We start from the raw sequence: 18,945 nt of genomic DNA, 5'->3' as shown, positions 1-18,945 counted from the left end.
CTTTGTGCAGTAGGCATTTTTTGTTTGGCGGAAAGCTGATTTTTTAGTTGGTCATGTTTGAATGACAAATAAAAAAGACTCAGTCACTACTGACCGAGCCTGTTCAATGTTAAATTTCTTGTTCCTTGAAACGCCAAAAGCTTTTTTTCAATGTTGTTGCAACTGCCGGATAAAGGCTAGCACAGAGGACGACCCAAGCGTAAGCCAATAGGTAGCCGGCAACGACGTCTGAAACAAATTGCGAAGAAAAATAAAGTCGTGAGAGCATCACCATCAGCGCAAGAGTAATTAAAAGCCAGTCAAGCAAAATTCGTAAAATCATCGAATTAATGTTTGGTGTTACCAACAAGAACAGGATAAAAACGATTGACCAAATGGCAACGACGTGCTGTGACGGAAATGAGTAGCCGGTATCTGTTAAGAGATGACCAACGGGCCGCGGTGCATGAATCAAGAACTTGATGATTTGGGCTAAAATCACTTGACCAAAGGCGGTAAAGATTACCCAAAATGCTGGAATTTTTAAGTTTGCCAATAGTAAGACGCTTGCTAAGAGAACGGCATAAATTAGACACATGAGTGGGGAACCTAAGAAGGTTGCAGCCGACATAATGGCATTACCGAAACTCGTTTGAATCCCAGTCATAAAGAAGCGAACTGATTCATTCATTTCAGACAAAAAAGACGCATTGGTGCCAATTAAAACGGCCAGAACGATAAAGAGCAGGGCGGCAAAGACTGCTCGGCGGCGTTGTTTATTTTCGACGGAAATAATCATAGGTTTGGTCTCCAAAAAAGTGATTGCTCAACACTTAGTATAAGCATGGACACCAGGCAAGACAAGGAGTTTTCTTCAGATTTATGAAAAAATAAAGAAAAAAACTAGCTGAATGCTAGTTTTCCTTACTTAGTGCTTGTGTTAGGGATTTCAGTTGTCTTTCCCTTAGCCCATTGTTGCAATTGAGCAACAGCAGCCTGACGCTTCTTCTTAGAAGAGTCGTGTCCGACCTTACGGCCGCGGGCAAATGAATTCAATGGTGTCTTAACTGCCATGGTGTAACTCCTTATATTAGATAAAATAAATGTATCGTACAGAAAACAATTATACCTGATAAGAGATTGGTTTTCAAGTGCTATAATAATGGTTATGGAGAATTGGAATCAAACGACAATCAATGCCTTTCGCAAAGACTTGCTTGCCTGGTATGACCAAGAAGGTCGAGCGGCTTTGCCTTGGCGACAAAACACAGATCCTTATCGAATTTTAGTTTCGGAGTTAATGCTCCAACAGACCAGAGTGGATACGGTCATTACCTATTTTAACCGCTTTATGGAAGCTTTGCCAACGGTCGCTGATTTGGCTGCTGCCGATGAAGATTTAGTGTTAAAACTTTGGGAAGGGCTCGGCTATTACTCTCGGGCTAGAAACCTGCATAAGGCGGCTAAGTATGTAGTTAATGACTTGCAGGGCCAATGGCCAGAGTCATCCGACGACCTTCAGAATTTACCTGGGGTTGGCCCTTACACAGCGGCAGCGATTGCCTCAATTGCCTTTGATCAGGTAGTGCCAGCCATTGACGGAAACTTTTTTCGAGTTTTTTCCCGGTTGCTGAAGATTGATGATGATATTGCTCAACCAAAAACCCGCAAGGTTTTTTATCAAGCAATTGAACCAATCGTTGACCCAGAAAGGCCTGGTGACTTTAATCAGGCAATTATGGACTTGGGTACAACTTATATGAAAACGGATAATCCGGACACCCTGCATTCGCCTGTCAAAAAGTATAATGCGGCCTTTCGTGATGGGGTTGAGGACCAGTATCCGGTCAAAACAAAAAAGAAAAAGCCGTTGCGACAAATTTATCAAGCTCAAGTGGCCTATGATGCTCAGGGCCGATTGTTGTATGAACACCGACCAAAAACTGGTCTGCTCGCTAATTTTTGGACCTTGCCACTGAAGCAAGTTGAATCAATCGAAGAATTAGCAGGGAAGCAGCTGACCTTAAAACCGGTTGTGCACGTCTTTTCCCACCGACGCTGGGAAATTTGGTTAGTCGATCTGCCAGTTAAAAAGCAGCAAAACCTACCCATCAACATGGCTTTTCTCTCGCCAGTAGAGCAAGAGGCACTAGCCTTGCCAAAGGTACAATATAAACTATTAGATCAATTAAGGGAGATTGATGATGTTTCCAAATGATAAATTAAAGACCATCTTTTTTTGGACAATCGAGGCACTGGCCTTAGCCTGCTTAATTTTCTTAGTCTTTCGTTTTGACTTTTTAATGCATCCGATTGCAGTCTTTACCAACACGGTTTTTATGCCGTTATTGGTCGCTGGCTTCTTTTACTATGTTTTGAAGCCAATTTTAAAGCTAATTGAAAAAATCAGAATCAAAAACTGGCAGATGCCCCGATTTTTGGCAGTCTGGATTACTTTTGCCCTGTTCTTATTTGTTATTGGTGGGGCCTTCATTATTTTTGTTCCACTGATTTTAAATGAAATCACGAATATGATTAATGCCATTCCTTCATTTATCAGGCATGTACAGGATCTGGTGAATGAGATGGTCAAGGAGCCTTGGTTTAAACGCATGAATATCTCGGTTTCAGATACTGATATTAGGACATCTGTAACCAAATATGGGACTTCGGTTCTCTCAATTACTGCTGGGACTCTTCAAGCAGTGATTGCGGGAGCGACTTCTTTTACTATCAATGTTTTGCTGGTACCGATCATCCTCTTTTATATGCTAAACGATGCGGATCACTTTTTGCCAACGGTCAAAAATTTCTTCCCGAAGAGCAAGGCGCAGGATGTCTTTGAACTCGGTGGACAACTTGATAAGACTATTGAACGCTATATTTCAGGTCAGGCCATTCAGATGGTCTTTGTTGGTTTTGCGATGAGTATTGGTTACTGGATGACCGGCTTGCCATATATTTGGCTTCTTGGTTTTATTGCCGGAGTAGCGAATATTGTTCCTTATGTGGGACCCTTTATTGGGGTTGTGCCGGCCATCTTTGTTGCTCTGTCACTTTCTTGGAAGATGGTCATTGGAATCGTGATTACGATGGCGATTGTCCAGCAGGTTAACGGTTCAATCATTTATCCGGCCCTAATTGGTAAGAGTTTGAAGATGCATCCGCTGACGGTGATGCTGCTCTTGCTAGGGGCAGGAAACCTTTGGGGAATTGTTGGTATGATTATTGTTGTGCCGGTCTATGCCATTGTTCGAACGATTATCCTGTATGCTTATAAATTGCATCTGACGCAACGAAAAGAGCAGTCGGTTTCGGAATTAACGAAGAAGACATTTGATGAATAGTTATTGAAAAATCAGCGCCACAGACTTTGTCTGTGGCGCTTTTTGAAAGGGCGAGATTTCTGGTTATTCTCAGTAGTCGTGCTTTTGAAAAAGTAATGTTTTTTCTAAAGTTTTACTTGACGATGAGAAAGAAATCCAGTATTATTAAATGGTTGCCAAAGCGTCTGTCGGTTGTTTAAGACCGGGAGTTAGCCTGGTAAGTCAAGATTTGCGGATGTGGCGGAATTGGCAGACGCGCTGGATTTAGGTTCCAGTGGAGTAATCCGTGCAGGTTCGATTCCTGTCATCCGTATCACAATATTTAAAAAAATATTGTTGAAGTATTCAAAATATTTTGATATGATATTTAGGTACTGATTTTGCCGACTTAGCTCAGTTGATAGAGCACCTCACTAGTAATGAGGGGGTCAGCGGTTTGAGTCCGCTAGTCGGCATTTATGCCATTTATTGGTTCTTTTGTTAAACCGCTATTTAATCGCATGGACGTGATTAAATAGCGGTTTTTGCTTGCTTTTGGTTAATATTAAATTACTAGTGACTCTTAGAAGTTCATGACACTTGCATGACAGTTTTACTGATAAATAAGTTTTTTGTACTGTTAGTGGGCGTCAAGATTGCAGAACACGAGTTTTTAAGAAGACAGGACGCCAAGTGTCCTGTCTTCTTTTCGTGACTTTTTTCATGACAAAGTAGCCACTAACTGTTTCTATCTCGCACGGGCTGGTCGTTTTAGTTGCTCGATTTTTCAAAGGCGACTTTTTCAGAGGATAATTTTTAAATTTGATACAACGTATTTTGAACCATTTAAGATGAAAAGGAATAGGTAAATCACTTTTAATCTTAATAAGCTTAGTATGCTCAGTTTTTCGTTTTTTGTGTCACTTTTTACTTTACATTAACGGACTTTGGTGTATACTGAGGGCAATCAAATTTAAAGGAGGAACATTCTATGTCATTCGAAGAAAAATTTGATGCAACAAAGGATAAGTTGGAAGGTGAGGCAAAAAAAGCCGAAGGCAAGGCAAAGGATTTTGCAGCCGATGCTAAAGATGCCACCAAAGATTTTGCCGATAAAACCAAGAATGCTTTTAAAAAGTAGCTAGCAGACCTGGTATGAGTCCGGTAGCGATTTTAGGCAAGACGTTGTGAAACGTCTTGCCTTTTTTGTACAATGAATTTTCCTTGTGGTCGTTGGATAGTGTTATTGGGTAAATGGGTCAAAAGAAAAAAGCCTTTACTAAGACAGTCAAAGGCTTTTGCTTATTTCAATGTGACCAGTTGGCTCATAACAAGTGTTACCAGAGCTGGAATGAGGATGGCTAACCCAGCCAAGACGGGAACTGTTGCACTGATTAACAGCGCTCCTAGGAAGAAAGTGAAGATGACCGTGGCGATATCAATGGCTGTTTGTGCCATCTTAGTGTTGCCACGGAAGAGACTTTCATAAAGGGCTTCGTAGAGTGTCCGGAAGTTTCCGGTCATCATCAGTGGCATAAATGGGGCCCCCTTGAGTTTGCGAAATTCTTGTAATTCGGCCGCAGCGGCAAAGGAAAGAATCGAAGTGCCAACGAGGTTGGGAACGTGCTTCTGCAGAATGGCAGACAGCACCAGGATGGCCGCCATATACCAAAGGACAAAGCGCCGTTCGGTTGTCTTACTGGCCCCTTTATTTTCTAGTATATGTTGAAGCACCTTGATTAAGAGAGTGCCAACACCAAAAGCAAGCAGTGAAATCAGGTAGTGACTGGCAGTTGACAAATGCATTTTGCCCAAGTTAATCCCAAGCAGGATTAAGTTTCCGGTTTGGAGACCAGCAAAGACTTCACCGTGGATTAAATAAGAATAGGCATCCAGCGATCCGGCGGTGAAGGTTAAGAGACTTCCAAAGAGGAGTCGTTCATGTGATGGAAATAAATTTTTAGACAAATCCGTCACCTCCAATACGGATACTATTGTACTGCAATTTGTCTTGTTTGCGTGGGTGAAATCGTTGATTTTCAAGGATTATGAGTAATCTTTCAGTTGCTTTTGCAGACGTTTAAAAAAAGAATTGTTCTAATGAATATACTCTAATCAACTTAGAATATTTAGGAGAGACCCAGAATATGAAGCATCGGATGCGGACAGCCGGTTTGAATAAATCAATTGCGGCTCGAACATCCGGTCTGAAAATTCGGGTGGTTAAGCAGGCCTTGCTTCTAGGTTATGGAACTCGGTGGCGGTGCCGGCTGAGTGCCATAAAGAAGCTTTATAACAAGGTTTATAGCAAAATGACCTTTAGCTTGTTGGACTGGTTTAAGTCAAATATGATTAGCGAATCAAAACGATTTTTGGTAATTAAAAATGGGGATCGGTGACGGTAAAGTCAGGCGAACAGCGCGTTAGGCTTTTTTAGTTGAATCAATCGGGCCTAGCAGCTTTTATTAAAAAAATAAAATTGCTGTTGACAAAGAAAATAGAACGGTTTATTATACGTCTCAACAGATAAATTATAAAATACTGAGAAAAGATGAGTAAACGTTCAGCTGATTTTAACAGAGAGCCCGGTCTGGTGTAAGCGGGTATTTGAGCAAATGTTGAAGATGGTCTTTGGTGACGGTATAAGCGGTGAGTCTTGCTGATGAGCCCCTTACGGATTGACACACGTTATTGTGTTAAGAGATAGCTTCTTTAGTGTCTTAAGTGTTGGCCAATAAGCCAGCAATAGGGTGGTACCGTGCCAGGCTATTTGGCGCCCCTAGAATGACTTTGATAGTGATTCTAGGGGCGTTTTTTTGTTTTAAAAAGGAGAGTGGCGATGACGGCGAATGCAAAGAATGGGTTCTTGCACCAAAAGCAAGTATGGCAAAATCAGAAATTAAGCCAACCAGTGCAAATCTTGGTTTGGAATCTGATGCCAGCCAAGGAGAATACTGAAGAACAATTTTTGTCTCTGTTAAATGATTTGGACCAGGATGTCGAATTGACCTTTCTATATGCCTGTAGCCACCACTTCAAGACGATGCCAAAGGACGCGGTCGCCAACTGTTATGTCTGTTGGCACCAAATTCAGGACGAAAATTTCGATGGCCTGATTTTGACAGGGGCACCGGTGGAGCAGTTGCCCTTTGAGGATGTTGATTACTGGCAGGAATTTTTGACTGTCAAGGAGTGGGCCAAAGACCATGTTGATCAAACAATCAACGCCTGTTGGTCGGCTCAGGCAGCGCTGTATCAAGATTTTGGTATCAAAAAACGGCGCTTACCGGCAAAATTGTTTGGAATATATGAGGCCAAGCAGCCAACTCAAGCAATTGACACTGAAAAGTTAGGATTGACCGCTGGCCTCGCCAACTTCAAGACACCGCAGTCGCGGTATTCAGAGTCAGTGATCGACGTTGAGGGTTTGCCAGCTGATTTACAAGTCCTTTTAACCAATGACCAAGCGGGACCGCTCCTGCTACATTCGGAAGAGAGGAGACAGACCTACCTGACGGGGCATTCTGAGTACCAAGTCAAAACATTAGATGCTGAATACCGGCGCGACTTAGCTAAGCATTTGGCCATTCATGAGCCTGATAACTATTATCCAGAAGGTTATTATGACCGGGGCGAAGAGATTGAAAACACCTGGACGGCTAGTAGCCACCAACTCTATCAAAACTGGTTGAACTTGATTGTCAATAAGGAGAAAAAAGATGACCGACAAGAAATTACACTTTGAAACGTTGCAAGTCCACGCTGGCCAAACGGTTGACCCAGCAACTGGGTCACGGGCCGTGCCAATTTACCAAACAACTTCTTACGTCTTTAAGGATGCTGAACAGGCCGCCAATCGCTTTGGTTTGACGGAACCCGGCAATATTTATACCCGCTTGACCAATCCAACGACGGCAGTTGTCGATGATCGTGTGGCAGCTTTGGAAAACGCTGCAGCTGGGGTGACTTTAGCCACAGGGTCAGCTGCTATTACGGCAGCGATTCTTAACATTGCTGGCCAGGGGGATGAAGTTGTTGCTGCTAGTACTCTTTATGGTGGAACCTACGATCTTTTGGCGGTTACGCTACCAAAATTAGGAATTAAAACGACCTTCGTTGATCCAGATGATCCCCAAAACTTTGAAGAGGCGATTACGGACAAGACCAAGGCGGTGTATGTGGAAAGTATTGGAAATCCCAATATTAACTTGGTTGACTTTGAGGCCATTGGCGAAATTGCCCATCGTCACCAAATTCTCTTCATTGTCGATAACACGTTCGGCACACCCTACTTAGTTCGTCCCTTGGACCATGGTGCTGACATTGTGATTCATTCGGCTACAAAGTTTATTGGTGGTCATGGGACAACAATGGGTGGTGTCATTGTTGAAAAGGGCGACTTTGATTACAAAGCTAGTGGCAAGTATCCAGGCTTCACGAAGCCGAATGCTCAGTATAATGGATTGATCTTTGCTGATTTGGCACCGTCAGCCTTTACGACCAAGATCCGAGCAGAAAGTTTGCGAGACTTGGGGGCCACGATTAGTCCCTTCAATTCCTTCTTATTGCTACAAGGGTTGGAATCGCTTTCCTTGCGGGTTGAACGTCACGTTTCAAACGCCGAAAAGGTAGTTGATTATCTTAATAACCATCCAAAGGTGGCCTGGGTAAGGTATCCAAAATTGGCTGATAGTCCTTATCACGTTTTGGCAGAAAAATACTTCCCTAAGGGGGTCGGTTCGATTTTTACAATTGGATTGGTCGGTGGTCAAGAGGCTGGTAAGGAATTGATTAAGAACTTGAAGCTCTTTTCGCTTTTGGCGAATGTCGCCGATGCGAAGTCATTGATTATCCACCCGGCTTCCACGACTCATGCCCAATTGAATGAGGAAGAATTGCAAGCAGCCGGTGTGACGCCTGACTTGATTCGTCTCTCAATTGGCGTGGAAAATGTTGACGACCTTATCGCTGATTTGGACCAGGCCTTGGCTAAGATTTAAAGGCCTGGGTGGCGAAGAGACCTTGCTATGGTTTTAAGGGTGTACCTGGCAAATGAAAGTTCGACTGCGCTTAGATGGTTGTGCGTGCACGGTTGGTATCAACCAAAACTTCACGAGGGCGAAGAGTTTGGAAAAAATTTGTTCGTATTAAATAATTGGCATAAAGAAAGGTAAAAATTAATGGCAATTGACTGTTCTTGGCAAAAAAAGATTGAAACGATTTTGGCCCAAGCGGGTAACCGAGTTGATCATGTAACGGGTTCGATTTCGATGCCCCTGTATTTTTCGACCGCATACCGGCACGAGGGTCTGGGTAAGTCGACGGGCTATGACTATTCCCGGATGACGGAACCCACCAGAGACGTCTTAGAGAATGTCTTAGCTCAGCTGGAAAATGGGGCGAAGGCCTATGCCGTTTCCTCTGGAATGGCAGCCATTCAACTAGTCTTTAGCCAGTTTAAAAGTGATGACCACATTATTGTTTCTGACGATTTGTATGGCGGTTCCTTCCGTTTCTTTGATCTTTTAGCAAAACAATACCACCTGCGCTTCAGCAAGTGGGATGGTCAAGATTATCAAGAACTTGACCGACTTTTGGCAAATGATGGTCAGGCTGTTTGGATTGAGACCCCTTCGAACCCAACCATGAAGGTCATTGATATCAAAAAAGCGGCCGACCATGCTCATGCCGTTTCGGCTCAATTGCTCGTGGACAACACATTTTACACACCCTTGATTCAACAGCCTCTGAATCAAGGGGCTGATATCGTGGTTCATTCTGCCACGAAGTATTTGTCAGGGCATAATGATTTGTTGGCCGGTGTAGTGGTTTGTAAAACTGAAGAAACAGCTGCAGTCATTGGTCAGAACTTGATAACGACGGGCCCTAATTTGGCCCCCTTTGATTCCTGGTTGCTCTTACGGAGCCTCAAAACGCTGCCTTTGCGCCTGGCTAAGCAGGAAGACAACGCTCAGGCCTTGGTGGCAGATTTTAACCAAAGTAAATTGATTGACGAAGTCCGCTATCCTGGCCGCGGGGGCATGGTCAGCATTTATGTGAATCAATCAGTCGATATTGACCGTTTCTTGGGCGCCTTAAAGGTGGCTTCCTTTGCTGAAAGTTTGGGTGGAACGGAGACCTTGGTAACCGTTCCGGCCGTGCAAACCCATGCCGACATGACACCAGCCGAACGTGAAAAAACAGGGATTACAGAAAACCTGTTGCGAGTATCCTGTGGGATTGAAGCCAGTGCGGACTTGATTTTAGACTTCCATCAGGCCTTGACAGTTGCGATAGATACTGATGGTGGAGGTAAAGAACCGGCGGAGGACGCATCAGGCGCAGAAAAGGAGTTAATTCATGACTAAGGATGCATTTTCTGATTGGACGAAGGTCATTAAGACTACAACCAAACCCGATAAAGAAAGTGGGGCAATTAACCCAGCAATCCAGTTGTCATCGACATTCGAACAACGTGACTTTGATCATTTTGGTCACTGGGATTATGCCCGGTCAGGCAACCCAACGCGCGATGTTCTCGAGGAAAGTATTGCTGAATTGGAGCATGGCAAGCGGGGCTTTGCTTTTGCAACGGGGATGGCAGCCATTTCAACGGCCTTGTTGACGCTGAACCAGGGCGACCACGTGATTTTGACCAAGAATGTTTATGGTGGAACCTTTCGTTTGGTCACGGAAGTTTTGACCAAGTATGGGATTTCTTTTACTTTTGTGGACTTAGGAAACCCATCTGATTTGGAAGAGGATTTTCAGGATAATACTAAGGTGGTTTACGTGGAAACGCCTTCAAATCCAACCCTGCAGGTCACGGATATTCGCTTAGTAGCACAAATTGCCCACGACCACGGGGCCTTGGTTTTTGCCGATAATACCTTTATGACCCCGGTCTTGCAAAAGCCATTAGACCTTAGTGCCGATTTGGTCGTCCATAGTGCTACAAAGTTCTTAGCCGGCCATAGCGATATTCTGGCAGGTTTGGTTGTTACCAAGGATGAAGAGCTGGGCAAACAAATCTACTTCCTCCAAAATGCTATGGGTGCGACGCTGGGAGTGTTTGATTCCTGGCTCTTGATGCGCGGCATTAAGACTTTGGCGGCCCGAATCGACAAGGAGTCGCAAAACGCCCTGGAACTTGCTCGCTGGCTTGAACAACAGCCCCTGGTGACAAAGGTTAATTACCCGGGCTTGGCAGCGGATGCTGGCTATGCAGTTCAAAGGAGTCAGGCCAAATCGGGCGGGGCGGTTTTGTCTTTTGATATTGGTAGCGAAGACAATGTCCGCCAGCTGGTAGCTGCATTAAAGATTCCGATTTTCTCGGTTTCTTTGGGGGCAGTGGAATCAATTATTTCTTATCCACCGAAGATGTCGCATGCCGAAATGAACGTGGACGAGCGCCATGAGCGTGGGATTACGGCTGGCTTGGTTCGCTACTCCGTTGGTTTAGAGGACATTGACGATTTGAAGGCTGATTTACACCAGGCCTTTTTAAAAATTGAAGAATGAAAGTAGACAATGAAAAGATGAGTAGCTAATCCGAATTTTTGACAGAGAGCCATGATGCTGAGAAGTGGTAGAAAAATGGTTAGGGAAGATGGTCTTGGAGTTACTGGATGGTCGAGCGCTGTTTGCGTGAGATTGCCACGGTTCACAGCCGTTATCTTGTGTGGCTCCGATGTAATTTGGGGTATTGAGTAAGTCTGGTATTAGCAGACAATTAGGGTGGTACCGTGCCAAAAGGCGCCCCTAGATTGACGTGGTTGTTGATCTAGGGGCGCTTTTTATTGCGCGGCCAGGAGTAAAGAAAACATCAGGAGAAAAGGATATGACAACAACAATTATTGGTTTCCCAAGGAGTTGATGGCATCCATTTGTACACGATGAATAAGCCAGAAATTGCTGAAAAAATCTGGGCTGCTACAAAGACGATTTTTGCGGCTAATCAACCAAAGGATAGTGGGGCGATTGAGCTTGTCCACTGAATGCAGTTCTGCGCCACTTAATACCAATTTTTTGAAAAAACAGTAAAAAAACCGCTTGCTTGTCTGGCATCAGACATGTAAGCGGTTTTTCAAGCAGAAAAAATATTTTTGATTAGTCAGTCGTTGTTTCAGAAACAATGATTGATGACTTCTTACCGGTGGCGAAGAGAATCAAACCAAGGGCAATATAGCCAAGCAACACTGTTAATGGCAAGGCAATGGCATTCCCATTGAAGAAGGCGATGTCACGCAAAAGTGATCCGGTTGCTCCAGGTGGCAAGAGTTGTCCGAAAAAGCCCCAGCCCTTTGGCAACATTTCAGGAGCTGATGAGAGCCCTGAAAGTGGGTTTCCAAGCAAGATCAACAGGATGGCGGCAATAATCAAACCGCCATTGCCCATCACTTCCAAAATACCCAAAACAAAGAATGCAGTGGCAGCAATCCCAAGCATGGCACCCAGTGAGGTTAACCAGTAGTTACCAGCGAAAGTACCAATACCGAATTGGATAACACCGACCAGACCAAGGCCACCCACGAAGGCGAAGGCCAAGGCGGCAAAAAACTTTTGCTTCTTACCCTTAATGACGTTAGCAATGGCAACGGCACCAATCCAACCACCAAGGGCAATTGGCAAGGCTCCGGCGGCTAAGCCAGTTCCCTTAGGGTCATCCTTAGGGAAGGCCCGCAATTCAACAACCTTTAAAGTCTTCGCATCGATTGCTGCTGACTTTTGGTTCAAGGCCTTCAACGTGTTGACGTCATTGGCTTGTGCCATCATTGGGGCTAATTGGGCCTTAGCAGCGGCCTTTTGTTGGCTAACAACCCCCTGACCAATCTGGTTCAAGGCTTGCGCAACGGCTGCAGAAGCGGCGGTTGCTTGGTACAAACTCAAGTCACCGGTTGCTGACATTTCGAAGGCACCGTAAATCTTACGTTCCTTGATAGCTGATTTAACGTTTTTTTCGCTGTCATACTGGCTAATTTTAAAGCCCTTATCGGACAGTGGCTTGGCCAACTTTTCGTACGTTGCATCATTTTGAGCAACGACACCAATTGGGACATTATTAATACCTGATTTTACGGCTGGTAATGAGAAGGCGGTCATCATAATTCCCAAGACGATCGTCAAACCAAAAACCAAACTTAAAATCAACTTATTTGATGATTTCATGTGAACTTCCTCGTTTCGTTTACTAATTTTAGTATATTAAATCGTCCAAAGAATAAAACCAACAATCGTTGCTTAAAAGTTGGATAACCTGGTTTTGAACCACTTATCCAACAAAAAACCACCCATTGGTGGGTGGTTTGATTGAAAAAAGTTAGTCTTGGGCATGAATAACTTTGGTTAAAAGTGGTGGGACAACCTTCACTAGGATGGCCGAAAATTCTTCAGTTGATTCCTGAAAATCAGAACGAATCCAGGTAATGATCATATTTGTAGCGGTTCCAGTCAGAATATTGAGGGCATACCGCGACGGAATGGCTAAAACATGACCTTCGGTTGTGCTGAAAAAGGTCTTTTTTGCCTGTTCAACCATTCGGTTTTCAAAGGAATGTTCGGCATGTTTTGAAAGGAGAAGGGCGGCTAAATCTTTTTGCTCATAAATTCTTTGGACTAAAAAATCAGCTCGGTGTTCAAAAATTTCAGCAACATCGAAGTTTTCAAGGTTAAGAGCAGGGAGAGCACCCATGGTTTCTTCTAAGAGATCCATTTGGATTGTTTCCATCAAATCATCCTTGTCTAAGAAATGCGCATAGAAGGTTGAACGGTTAATACCAGCCTGCTGAATGATTTCTTGGACAGAAATTTTATGAAAGTCCTTATGGGCCAAAATTTCTAAAAAGGTGTTACGAATAGCAACATCAGCTTTGGTATAACGGGCATCAGTTTTCATAATGATTATTTTTCTTGATAAAATTCGTTAGCGAAGAGTCCCATCATTAAGGAATCATGGTAACGTCCTTCGGCAAAGTAGTGTTTTTTGAGTCGACCTTCTTCTTGAAAGCCAAATTTTTGATAAATGTGGATGGCAGCTGGATTTTCTACATCAACGTATAGGTAAATCTTGTGAAGGTTTAAGACAGAAAAGGCATATTCAATCCCGGCCCGCAAACCTTTTTGGGCCAAGCCTTGGCCCTGAAATTTAGTGTCAATAATGATTTGAATTTCACAGTGACGGTGAATCGTATTGATATCGATTAATTCAACGACACCAACGAATTGGTTATCGTCTTCAATCACGAAACGTCGTTCGCTTTGATCGAGGACGTGGCGGTCATAGAGGATGGTTAATTCGTCTAAGGAATTAAAGGGTTCTTCAAACCAGAGGGCCATCACGGACCGTGAATTTTTTTGCTGGTAGATATGGGGCAAATCTTGCTTAGCAAGAGGACGGATGTTCACTTTTGTCTCCATTTCGTCTGCTACTAGAAGCCTAGTAAAGAAATTACGCTATACTAACAAGATAACATAAAAGGCGGCCTTACACTAGCAAGACCGCCCTTTTCTAAGTTATCGTATTGCCCCTGCTGGATTCGAACCAGCGCATAATGGCACCAGAAGCCACCGCCTTACCGCTTGGCTAAGGGGCAATTACTTGATATATATTACCCGTTTTTCGTTCATTTTGCAAGGATTTTTAGAATTTTTTCTGGAATTTTTTTAGATTAATTACAGAAAAATTAGATGGAGCGTCGTGAATCAAAAATTTAGTAAAAAAGAGTGAGTGATTTGAAATATTTGCCTAGACCAATTATAATGAGAAAAGAGATGTTAACAGGGTATCCTAGTTTTCAACCGATAATGACAGTCAGGAGCGGCAATAATTATGGCTATACCACGCTATATTGAGATTCATAATGAGATTCGTCAGCGCATTGCAGCTGGTGAATGGGGGACGAATAAACGTCTTCCGGCTGAACGTGACTTGGCCGAATCCTTTCACGTTTCTCGGATGACTCTCCGTCAGGCGATTCAAACCCTCGTTGACGAAGGTATTTTGGAACGCCGTGTTGGTTCCGGAACTTATGTAGCTGAGAAAAAGGTTTCAGAACGGGCGCTAGGGGTAACTTCTTTTACGGAGTTGATGAAAAAATCAGGCCGGGAAGCCCAGACTGTGACTGTTTCTTATAAGGTGACGACTCCATCCGTTTCGGAATTAGAGCATTTGCAACTCAAACCAGAAGATGAAGTTTTGGTGATGGAGCGCTTGCGTTTGGGCGATGATGAGCCAATCTTGTTGGAACAGACGACCTTACCCGTAAAACTGGTGAATAATTTTACTCGTTCAAGCCTAACAGAGTCGCTCTACGCCACTTTAATCCAGGCCGGTATTCAGCCAGGTCGGGCCGAGCAAACGGTCACAGCGGCATTGGCCACGGAGCGTCAAGCTGATTTCTTGCAAATTAAACGTGGTGATCCAATTTTGGCCGTTCGTCAGGTCTCTTATGATCAAGAAGACCACCCCTTTGAATACGTTCGTTCATACTATGTTGGCGATCGCTTTGAATTCCAGTTGACTCGCTAACTAACCGTGAATCATTTGACAAAAAAGGAGCGCAACACATTGTGTTGCGCTCCTTTTGTACTGATTTTTTATTTGTGGTTATAGCGCTTAGCCAGGTAGTCACCCACGACTTGGACAATCAAGACGAGGACAAGAACCAAGAAAGTGGCCACTAAGGTCGTGTCATTGGCGAAACGGTTGTAACCGTAAGCAATCGCCATGTTTCCAAGACCACCGGCACCGATGGCACCGGCCATGGCTGTTAATCCAATCAAGGAAATCAACGTCACCGTTGACACCCGAATCAACTCGGACCGACCTTCGCGGAGGTAGACGCCAAAGACGATTTCGCTAAAGGAAGCTCCAACGGCCTGGGCAGCTTCGACAATCCCGGCATCAACTTCAGTCAAGGCAACCTGAACCTGCCGGGCGTAGAAGGGGAAGACGCCCAATGACAATGGGACCAAAGCGGCAGTAGAACCAATTTGCGTTCCAACAATGGTTTTTGTAACGGGGGCAATGAAGGCCAAAAGGATAATGAATGGAATTGCTCGGAAAATCGAAACAATCTTATCAAAAATCCAGAAAAGAACCTTGTTGGGGGTAATGCCACGAGGACTTGTCACAACGAGGCCAAAACCAAAGATTAAGCCCAAGAGACCCCCGAAGATAGCAGACCAGAAGGTCATAAAGATTGTTTGGTTAATCGCTGTTAACCAACCAGTATCACCAGACCAGCCTTGATAAACGACGTTTGGAAATGTTTGTGAAAACCAATTACTCATGCTTGCTTTCCTTTCCTTTCAAGATATCAACAGTAACGCCTTGGTCTTTTAAGGACTGCAAGCCGGCAGCCAAACCGTTGGCTGAGCCAGAGAGGATGACTAACAGAGAACCAACTTCAGTTCCTTGGAGAATCTCAACGTTACCGTACAAGATGTTGGCGACAACTTCATACTTCTGATAAAGGGTGGTAATCAATGGTTCATTTGTACTGTTACCAGAGTAAGTTAGACGGGCAAAAATTTCGTTGTCGTTTAAGGATGTAATGGCATCCGATTCACCAATCGTTGCCAAAGCCTTGTCCTGGTTTGTGGCGGTTTCAATAAATTCTTTCGTTAAGGCGGCCTGTGGCTTAGTAAAGATATCCAAAGTTGAACCTTCTTCCAGGACTTGACCATCTTGCATTACCGCAACCTTGTTGGCGACTTCCTTGACCGCATCCATTTCGTGGGTAATCAAAAGAATGGTCAAGTTGTATTGCTGGTTTAATTTCTTCAAGAGGGCCAAAATTTGGTTGGTTGTCTTTGGATCCAAGGCAGAGGTTGCTTCATCTGAAATCAAAATTTCAGGATCATTGGCTAAGGCACGAGCAATGGCGACACGTTGCTTTTGCCCACCTGAAAGTTGAGCAGGGAACTGGTCGGCTCGATCAGTCAATTCGACTAGTTCAAGCAATTCAGCAACCTTTGCCTTCTTTTCGTCGGCCTTTAATGGGCTGTGCTGCAAGGCGAAGGCAACGTTTTCGGCTACCGTACGCTCGTTGAGTAAGTTAAAGTGTTGAAAAATCATGCCAATCTTGCGGCGACGGTCGCGCAGCTCATTTGCCTTAATTTGGACACCGGTTTTACCAGTACCTTGATTGTCAAAGAATGTTTCGCCATTAACGATGACCCGGCCATTCGTTGGAACCTGGAGCAGGTTAATCACCCGGACCAAAGTGGACTTACCAGCTCCGGAATAACCAACAATTCCGAAGACATCTCCGCGGTTCACGTCAATGGAAACGTTTTTAACCGCCTCAATGGTTCGCTTCTTTTGTTGGAAGGTCACATCAATATTTTTTAAAGAAATAATTGGATTCGTCATTGATAAATTCTGGTGCTTACGCACTTTCCTTTCTGTTTGCTGCTAGTGATTAGCATAACTACCAATGATTAGTTTAACAAATTTTATGTTGTCTTCGTAATCAGTTAGGCGGATGTTTTCATTTGGAGCATGGTCTAAGGCGCCTTGGTAGCCGACCCCCAAAGAAATAATGGGGGCCTTGATAGCATTGTTGACATAGGCCATTGGGCCGGTCCCTGGTGAGGTTGGGGAAACAACGGGTTCACCGGGATAAAAGTCCTTGGCCAAGTCAATGACTTTTTCGATTTCAGGATCCGACATGTCTGACCGGTAGCCTGGTTGACCAAGGGTCTTTGTGACTGTTAAATCAGCGAAGCCCTGGTCGGCCAAAAAGTTTTGAATTTGTTTTAAGGTTTTGTCTGGATCCATGCCAGGCACAAGGCGAGCTTCTAATTTAGCGGTTGCTTCCGCTGGTAGAACCGTCTTAACACCCTGGCCTTCGTAGCCAGATGAGATTCCCTCGATATTAATACTTGGTTCGAAGTACAGGGCTTTTTTCCAATCGTCTCCACGCTTGTCGGTCAACAGCGGGGCAGTGATTTGGTGGCCCCTAACAAATTCTTCCTTGGTGCCTGGTAGAGCGGCAACCAAGTCCTTTTCTCGCTGGTTAGGGGCAATGACATCCTCATAGAAGCCAGGAACTTGAATGCGTCCAGTTTTTGGATCAAAGAGGGTCGCCAGTCCTTGACTTAAACGCCAAGCAGCAGAATCCACAACGGTTGCTAACGAGGAATGGAGGTCGCTGTCGGCTGTCTTGGCCGTCACATCGAAAGTTACAATTCCCTTATTACCACCACCAAGTTCAATTTGTCCCTGGTCGTCTTTATTACCGGACTCCCAGATGATTAAATCAGCTTTTAGTTCTGGGTGCTTAGCTAAGTAATCGTCCAAGTGTTGTGAGGCAGTTTCTTCGGAACCTTCAATTAGGAAGGTAATGTTGACGGGCAATTGGCCATCGTTTTCGTCTAAGTATTCAGCTAAGGCTGTGAAACGGGCCGTGATATTACCTTTATCGTCATCAACACCGCGACCAATCAGATGACCATCTTTTTCAGTTAAAGTCCAAGGGTCTTGGTCCCAAAGATTGAAGGGTTCTGCTGGCTGAACGTCATAGTGGTTATAAATAATGAGGTTCTTTGCATCGGCTTGGTTACTGTGAAAGTGCGCGATGACCAGCGGTGCAAAGTAACTGTCGTCGACTTCAACATGGCCACCAAGCTTTTCCAAAGCTTGCCCCAGAAGGGCAGCCGTTTCGGGTAATTTTTCGTGCTTTGCTGAAACACTGGGGAGGGCAATCAATTCTTTTAAAAAAGTGAGGTATTCTTCTTGACGATTTGACATGAGTAATTTTCCTTTCGTGGTGGTCATTATATGTACGCGGGACAAGCCCGCATGATTGAATTACTTCTTGTAATCCCAAACAGTGATTTCGGCACCGTTGTAGTTCTTCTGAACCAATTCCTTGGTCTTAGCAGTTTGGATAGACTTGACAACGTCCTTGTAAATTTTCTTATCCTTATCGGACTTGTTGGCCGCAACGAAGTTAAAGAACTGCGTTGTGTTCTTGTTCAAACCTTCAACGTAGATAGCAGTGTTGAAGTCGATTCCTGCTGACTTAGCAAAGTTCGTGTTAATCACAGCGCCGGCAAACTTAGGGTCCTTCAATGACGTTGCAGTTTGTGAAGCATCGACTGGGACAATCTTCAAGTTCTTAGGGTTTGAGGTGATATCGTTTGGTGTGGCCTTGTTGGTGTCCTTGACCTTGATCAAACCAGCTTCAGCCAAGAGGTGGATACCCCGGTTTTCGTTCGTCACATCGTTGGCAACGGCGATTTGGCTACCATCAGGGATGTCTTGGATTGACTTATACTTGTCTGAATATAAACGTAATGGTGTTGTCCAGGTGTCACCGATTGAAACAATGCCCGTTTTGTTAGCTTTATTCCAGTTTTCCAAGAATGGGTAGTTTTGGAAGGCGTTCAAGTCGATGTCGTGGTGACTCAAAGCCTTGTTTGGCTGTGAGTAGTCGGAGAACTTAACTGTCTTCAAAGTAATGCCATACTTATCTTTGGCAGTCTTGGCGGCTTCTGCCCAGATTTGGTCTTCTGATTTGTCACCGTTCATGACCCCAATCTTAACCACTTTGTCACCCTGGCTACCGTGGTTAAAGAAACTGAAGTAACCAATGCCGACAATGGCTGCGGCGGCTACAATTCCAATAATCGTCTTTTTTGCACTCATAATATT

General features: G+C 44.3%; 19 protein-coding genes and 3 tRNA genes. 11 read left to right on the top strand and 11 right to left on the bottom strand.

Annotation, left to right across the window (positions count from 1 at the left end; genetic code table 11):
• Positions 1 to 109: 109 nt before the first annotated feature.
• Both M3M36_RS02660 and M3M36_RS02655 read right to left on the bottom strand, forming a co-directional pair.
• The gene (locus tag M3M36_RS02660; RefSeq protein WP_252774303.1) at positions 110 to 778 is read right to left on the bottom strand and encodes a phosphatase PAP2 family protein; all 669 of its coding nucleotides are present in this window, start codon (positions 776 to 778) and stop codon (positions 110 to 112) included.
• Between the two features lie 125 nt (positions 779 to 903).
• A complete protein-coding gene (locus M3M36_RS02655; protein WP_168779053.1) occupies positions 904 to 1,053 on the bottom strand; it encodes a hypothetical protein in 150 nt (49 codons plus the stop codon).
• Positions 1,054 to 1,147: 94 nt separating this feature from the next.
• Between M3M36_RS02655 and mutY the strand changes: the two genes are divergently transcribed.
• The 5 genes from mutY (at position 1,148) to M3M36_RS02630 (ending at position 4,425) form a co-directional block, all read left to right on the top strand.
• On the top strand, positions 1,148 to 2,197 hold the full coding sequence (mutY, locus tag M3M36_RS02650; protein WP_252774302.1) for an A/G-specific adenine glycosylase: 1,050 nt from the start codon (positions 1,148 to 1,150) through the stop codon (positions 2,195 to 2,197).
• Positions 2,184 to 3,326 carry an AI-2E family transporter gene (locus M3M36_RS02645; RefSeq protein ID WP_252774414.1) on the top strand — a complete coding sequence of 381 codons (1,143 nt, stop codon included), beginning with the start codon at positions 2,184 to 2,186 and terminating at the stop codon, positions 3,324 to 3,326. Before mutY ends, M3M36_RS02645 begins: the two co-directional genes overlap by 14 nt.
• Positions 3,327 to 3,536: 210 nt before the next feature.
• Positions 3,537 to 3,618: transfer RNA gene (locus tag M3M36_RS02640), tRNA-Leu, on the top strand.
• Positions 3,619 to 3,687: 69 nt separating this feature from the next.
• Positions 3,688 to 3,760: transfer RNA gene (locus M3M36_RS02635), tRNA-Thr, on the top strand.
• A gap of 515 nt (positions 3,761 to 4,275) precedes the next feature.
• Positions 4,276 to 4,425 carry a hypothetical protein gene (locus tag M3M36_RS02630; RefSeq protein ID WP_252774301.1) on the top strand — a complete coding sequence of 50 codons (150 nt, stop codon included), beginning with the start codon at positions 4,276 to 4,278 and terminating at the stop codon, positions 4,423 to 4,425.
• A 161-nt stretch (positions 4,426 to 4,586) separates the two neighbouring features.
• Here the strand turns inward: M3M36_RS02630 and M3M36_RS02625 are convergent, their stop codons facing one another.
• Entirely contained in the window at positions 4,587 to 5,252 is a 666-nt protein-coding gene (locus tag M3M36_RS02625) for a YoaK family protein (protein WP_252774300.1), read from the bottom strand.
• Positions 5,253 to 5,431: 179 nt separating this feature from the next.
• Here M3M36_RS02625 and M3M36_RS02620 point away from each other — a divergent pair, with 179 nt between their 5' ends.
• The 5 genes from M3M36_RS02620 (at position 5,432) to M3M36_RS02600 (ending at position 10,805) form a co-directional block, all read left to right on the top strand.
• Positions 5,432 to 5,683 carry a hypothetical protein gene (locus M3M36_RS02620; RefSeq protein WP_252774299.1) on the top strand — a complete coding sequence of 84 codons (252 nt, stop codon included), beginning with the start codon at positions 5,432 to 5,434 and terminating at the stop codon, positions 5,681 to 5,683.
• A 440-nt stretch (positions 5,684 to 6,123) separates the two neighbouring features.
• A complete protein-coding gene (locus M3M36_RS02615; RefSeq protein WP_252774298.1) occupies positions 6,124 to 7,029 on the top strand; it encodes a homoserine O-acetyltransferase/O-succinyltransferase family protein in 906 nt (301 codons plus the stop codon).
• The gene (locus tag M3M36_RS02610) at positions 7,004 to 8,284 is read left to right on the top strand and encodes an O-acetylhomoserine aminocarboxypropyltransferase/cysteine synthase family protein (protein ID WP_252774297.1); all 1,281 of its coding nucleotides are present in this window, start codon (positions 7,004 to 7,006) and stop codon (positions 8,282 to 8,284) included. The genes M3M36_RS02615 and M3M36_RS02610 overlap by 26 nt, the downstream gene beginning before the upstream one ends.
• A gap of 180 nt (positions 8,285 to 8,464) precedes the next feature.
• Positions 8,465 to 9,652 (top strand): PLP-dependent transferase, encoded by a 1,188-nt coding sequence (locus tag M3M36_RS02605; protein WP_252774296.1) that lies wholly within the window; start codon positions 8,465 to 8,467, stop codon positions 9,650 to 9,652.
• Positions 9,645 to 10,805: an aminotransferase class V-fold PLP-dependent enzyme gene (locus tag M3M36_RS02600; RefSeq protein WP_252774295.1), complete on the top strand. Its 1,161-nt coding sequence runs from the start codon at positions 9,645 to 9,647 to the stop codon at positions 10,803 to 10,805. Before M3M36_RS02605 ends, M3M36_RS02600 begins: the two co-directional genes overlap by 8 nt.
• Positions 10,806 to 11,393: 588 nt before the next feature.
• On the opposite strand, the gene M3M36_RS02595 is transcribed toward M3M36_RS02600, so the two are convergent.
• From M3M36_RS02595 to M3M36_RS02580, 4 genes are all read right to left on the bottom strand, one after another.
• Entirely contained in the window at positions 11,394 to 12,452 is a 1,059-nt protein-coding gene (locus M3M36_RS02595) for an ABC transporter permease (protein ID WP_252774294.1), read from the bottom strand.
• A 151-nt stretch (positions 12,453 to 12,603) separates the two neighbouring features.
• Complete coding sequence (locus tag M3M36_RS02590; protein WP_252774293.1) at positions 12,604 to 13,179, bottom strand: TetR/AcrR family transcriptional regulator; 576 nt, start codon at positions 13,177 to 13,179, stop codon at positions 12,604 to 12,606.
• A gap of 5 nt (positions 13,180 to 13,184) precedes the next feature.
• Complete coding sequence (locus M3M36_RS02585) at positions 13,185 to 13,688, bottom strand: GNAT family N-acetyltransferase (RefSeq protein ID WP_252774413.1); 504 nt, start codon at positions 13,686 to 13,688, stop codon at positions 13,185 to 13,187.
• A 116-nt stretch (positions 13,689 to 13,804) separates the two neighbouring features.
• Positions 13,805 to 13,876 (bottom strand) — tRNA-Gln (locus M3M36_RS02580).
• Between the two features lie 236 nt (positions 13,877 to 14,112).
• Between M3M36_RS02580 and M3M36_RS02575 the strand changes: the two genes are divergently transcribed.
• Entirely contained in the window at positions 14,113 to 14,811 is a 699-nt protein-coding gene (locus M3M36_RS02575; protein ID WP_047974267.1) for a GntR family transcriptional regulator, read from the top strand.
• Between the two features lie 68 nt (positions 14,812 to 14,879).
• Here M3M36_RS02575 and M3M36_RS02570 read toward each other — a convergent pair whose 3' ends face one another.
• The 4 genes from M3M36_RS02570 to M3M36_RS02555 are packed head-to-tail and all read right to left on the bottom strand — an operon-like array spanning position 14,880 to position 18,939.
• Positions 14,880 to 15,575 (bottom strand): methionine ABC transporter permease, encoded by a 696-nt coding sequence (locus M3M36_RS02570; RefSeq protein WP_252774292.1) that lies wholly within the window; start codon positions 15,573 to 15,575, stop codon positions 14,880 to 14,882.
• Positions 15,568 to 16,659: a methionine ABC transporter ATP-binding protein gene (locus M3M36_RS02565; protein ID WP_252774291.1), complete on the bottom strand. Its 1,092-nt coding sequence runs from the start codon at positions 16,657 to 16,659 to the stop codon at positions 15,568 to 15,570. The genes M3M36_RS02570 and M3M36_RS02565 overlap by 8 nt, the downstream gene beginning before the upstream one ends.
• A 42-nt stretch (positions 16,660 to 16,701) precedes the next feature.
• Positions 16,702 to 18,039: a M20/M25/M40 family metallo-hydrolase gene (locus M3M36_RS02560; RefSeq protein ID WP_252774290.1), complete on the bottom strand. Its 1,338-nt coding sequence runs from the start codon at positions 18,037 to 18,039 to the stop codon at positions 16,702 to 16,704.
• A 60-nt stretch (positions 18,040 to 18,099) separates the two neighbouring features.
• Positions 18,100 to 18,939, bottom strand: a complete 840-nt coding sequence (locus M3M36_RS02555; protein ID WP_252774289.1) for a MetQ/NlpA family ABC transporter substrate-binding protein — start codon at positions 18,937 to 18,939, stop codon at positions 18,100 to 18,102.
• Positions 18,940 to 18,945: the final 6 nt, after the last annotated feature.

It is taken from the genome of Fructobacillus americanaquae (assembly GCF_024029775.1).
GTDB lineage: Bacteria > Bacillota > Bacilli > Lactobacillales > Lactobacillaceae > Fructobacillus > Fructobacillus americanaquae.
The sequence above is the reverse complement of the archived record's forward strand: the minus strand, read 5'-3'. Positions and strand labels throughout refer to the sequence as shown.

Coding starts and splice junctions, on each gene's coding strand:
- M3M36_RS02660 (WP_252774303.1), bottom strand. CDS start 778: ATGATTATTTCCGTCGAAAATAAACAACGCCGCCGAGCAGTCTTTGCC.
- M3M36_RS02655 (WP_168779053.1), bottom strand. CDS start 1,053: ATGGCAGTTAAGACACCATTGAATTCATTTGCCCGCGGCCGTAAGGTC.
- mutY (WP_252774302.1), top strand. CDS start 1,148: ATGGAGAATTGGAATCAAACGACAATCAATGCCTTTCGCAAAGACTTG.
- M3M36_RS02645 (WP_252774414.1), top strand. CDS start 2,184: ATGTTTCCAAATGATAAATTAAAGACCATCTTTTTTTGGACAATCGAG.
- M3M36_RS02630 (WP_252774301.1), top strand. CDS start 4,276: ATGTCATTCGAAGAAAAATTTGATGCAACAAAGGATAAGTTGGAAGGT.
- M3M36_RS02620 (WP_252774299.1), top strand. CDS start 5,432: ATGAAGCATCGGATGCGGACAGCCGGTTTGAATAAATCAATTGCGGCT.
- M3M36_RS02615 (WP_252774298.1), top strand. CDS start 6,124: ATGACGGCGAATGCAAAGAATGGGTTCTTGCACCAAAAGCAAGTATGG.
- M3M36_RS02610 (WP_252774297.1), top strand. CDS start 7,004: ATGACCGACAAGAAATTACACTTTGAAACGTTGCAAGTCCACGCTGGC.
- M3M36_RS02605 (WP_252774296.1), top strand. CDS start 8,465: ATGGCAATTGACTGTTCTTGGCAAAAAAAGATTGAAACGATTTTGGCC.
- M3M36_RS02600 (WP_252774295.1), top strand. CDS start 9,645: ATGACTAAGGATGCATTTTCTGATTGGACGAAGGTCATTAAGACTACA.
- M3M36_RS02595 (WP_252774294.1), bottom strand. CDS start 12,452: ATGAAATCATCAAATAAGTTGATTTTAAGTTTGGTTTTTGGTTTGACG.
- M3M36_RS02590 (WP_252774293.1), bottom strand. CDS start 13,179: ATGAAAACTGATGCCCGTTATACCAAAGCTGATGTTGCTATTCGTAAC.
- M3M36_RS02575 (WP_047974267.1), top strand. CDS start 14,113: ATGGCTATACCACGCTATATTGAGATTCATAATGAGATTCGTCAGCGC.
- M3M36_RS02570 (WP_252774292.1), bottom strand. CDS start 15,575: ATGAGTAATTGGTTTTCACAAACATTTCCAAACGTCGTTTATCAAGGC.
- M3M36_RS02565 (WP_252774291.1), bottom strand. CDS start 16,659: ATGACGAATCCAATTATTTCTTTAAAAAATATTGATGTGACCTTCCAA.
- M3M36_RS02560 (WP_252774290.1), bottom strand. CDS start 18,039: ATGTCAAATCGTCAAGAAGAATACCTCACTTTTTTAAAAGAATTGATT.
- M3M36_RS02555 (WP_252774289.1), bottom strand. CDS start 18,939: ATGAGTGCAAAAAAGACGATTATTGGAATTGTAGCCGCCGCAGCCATT.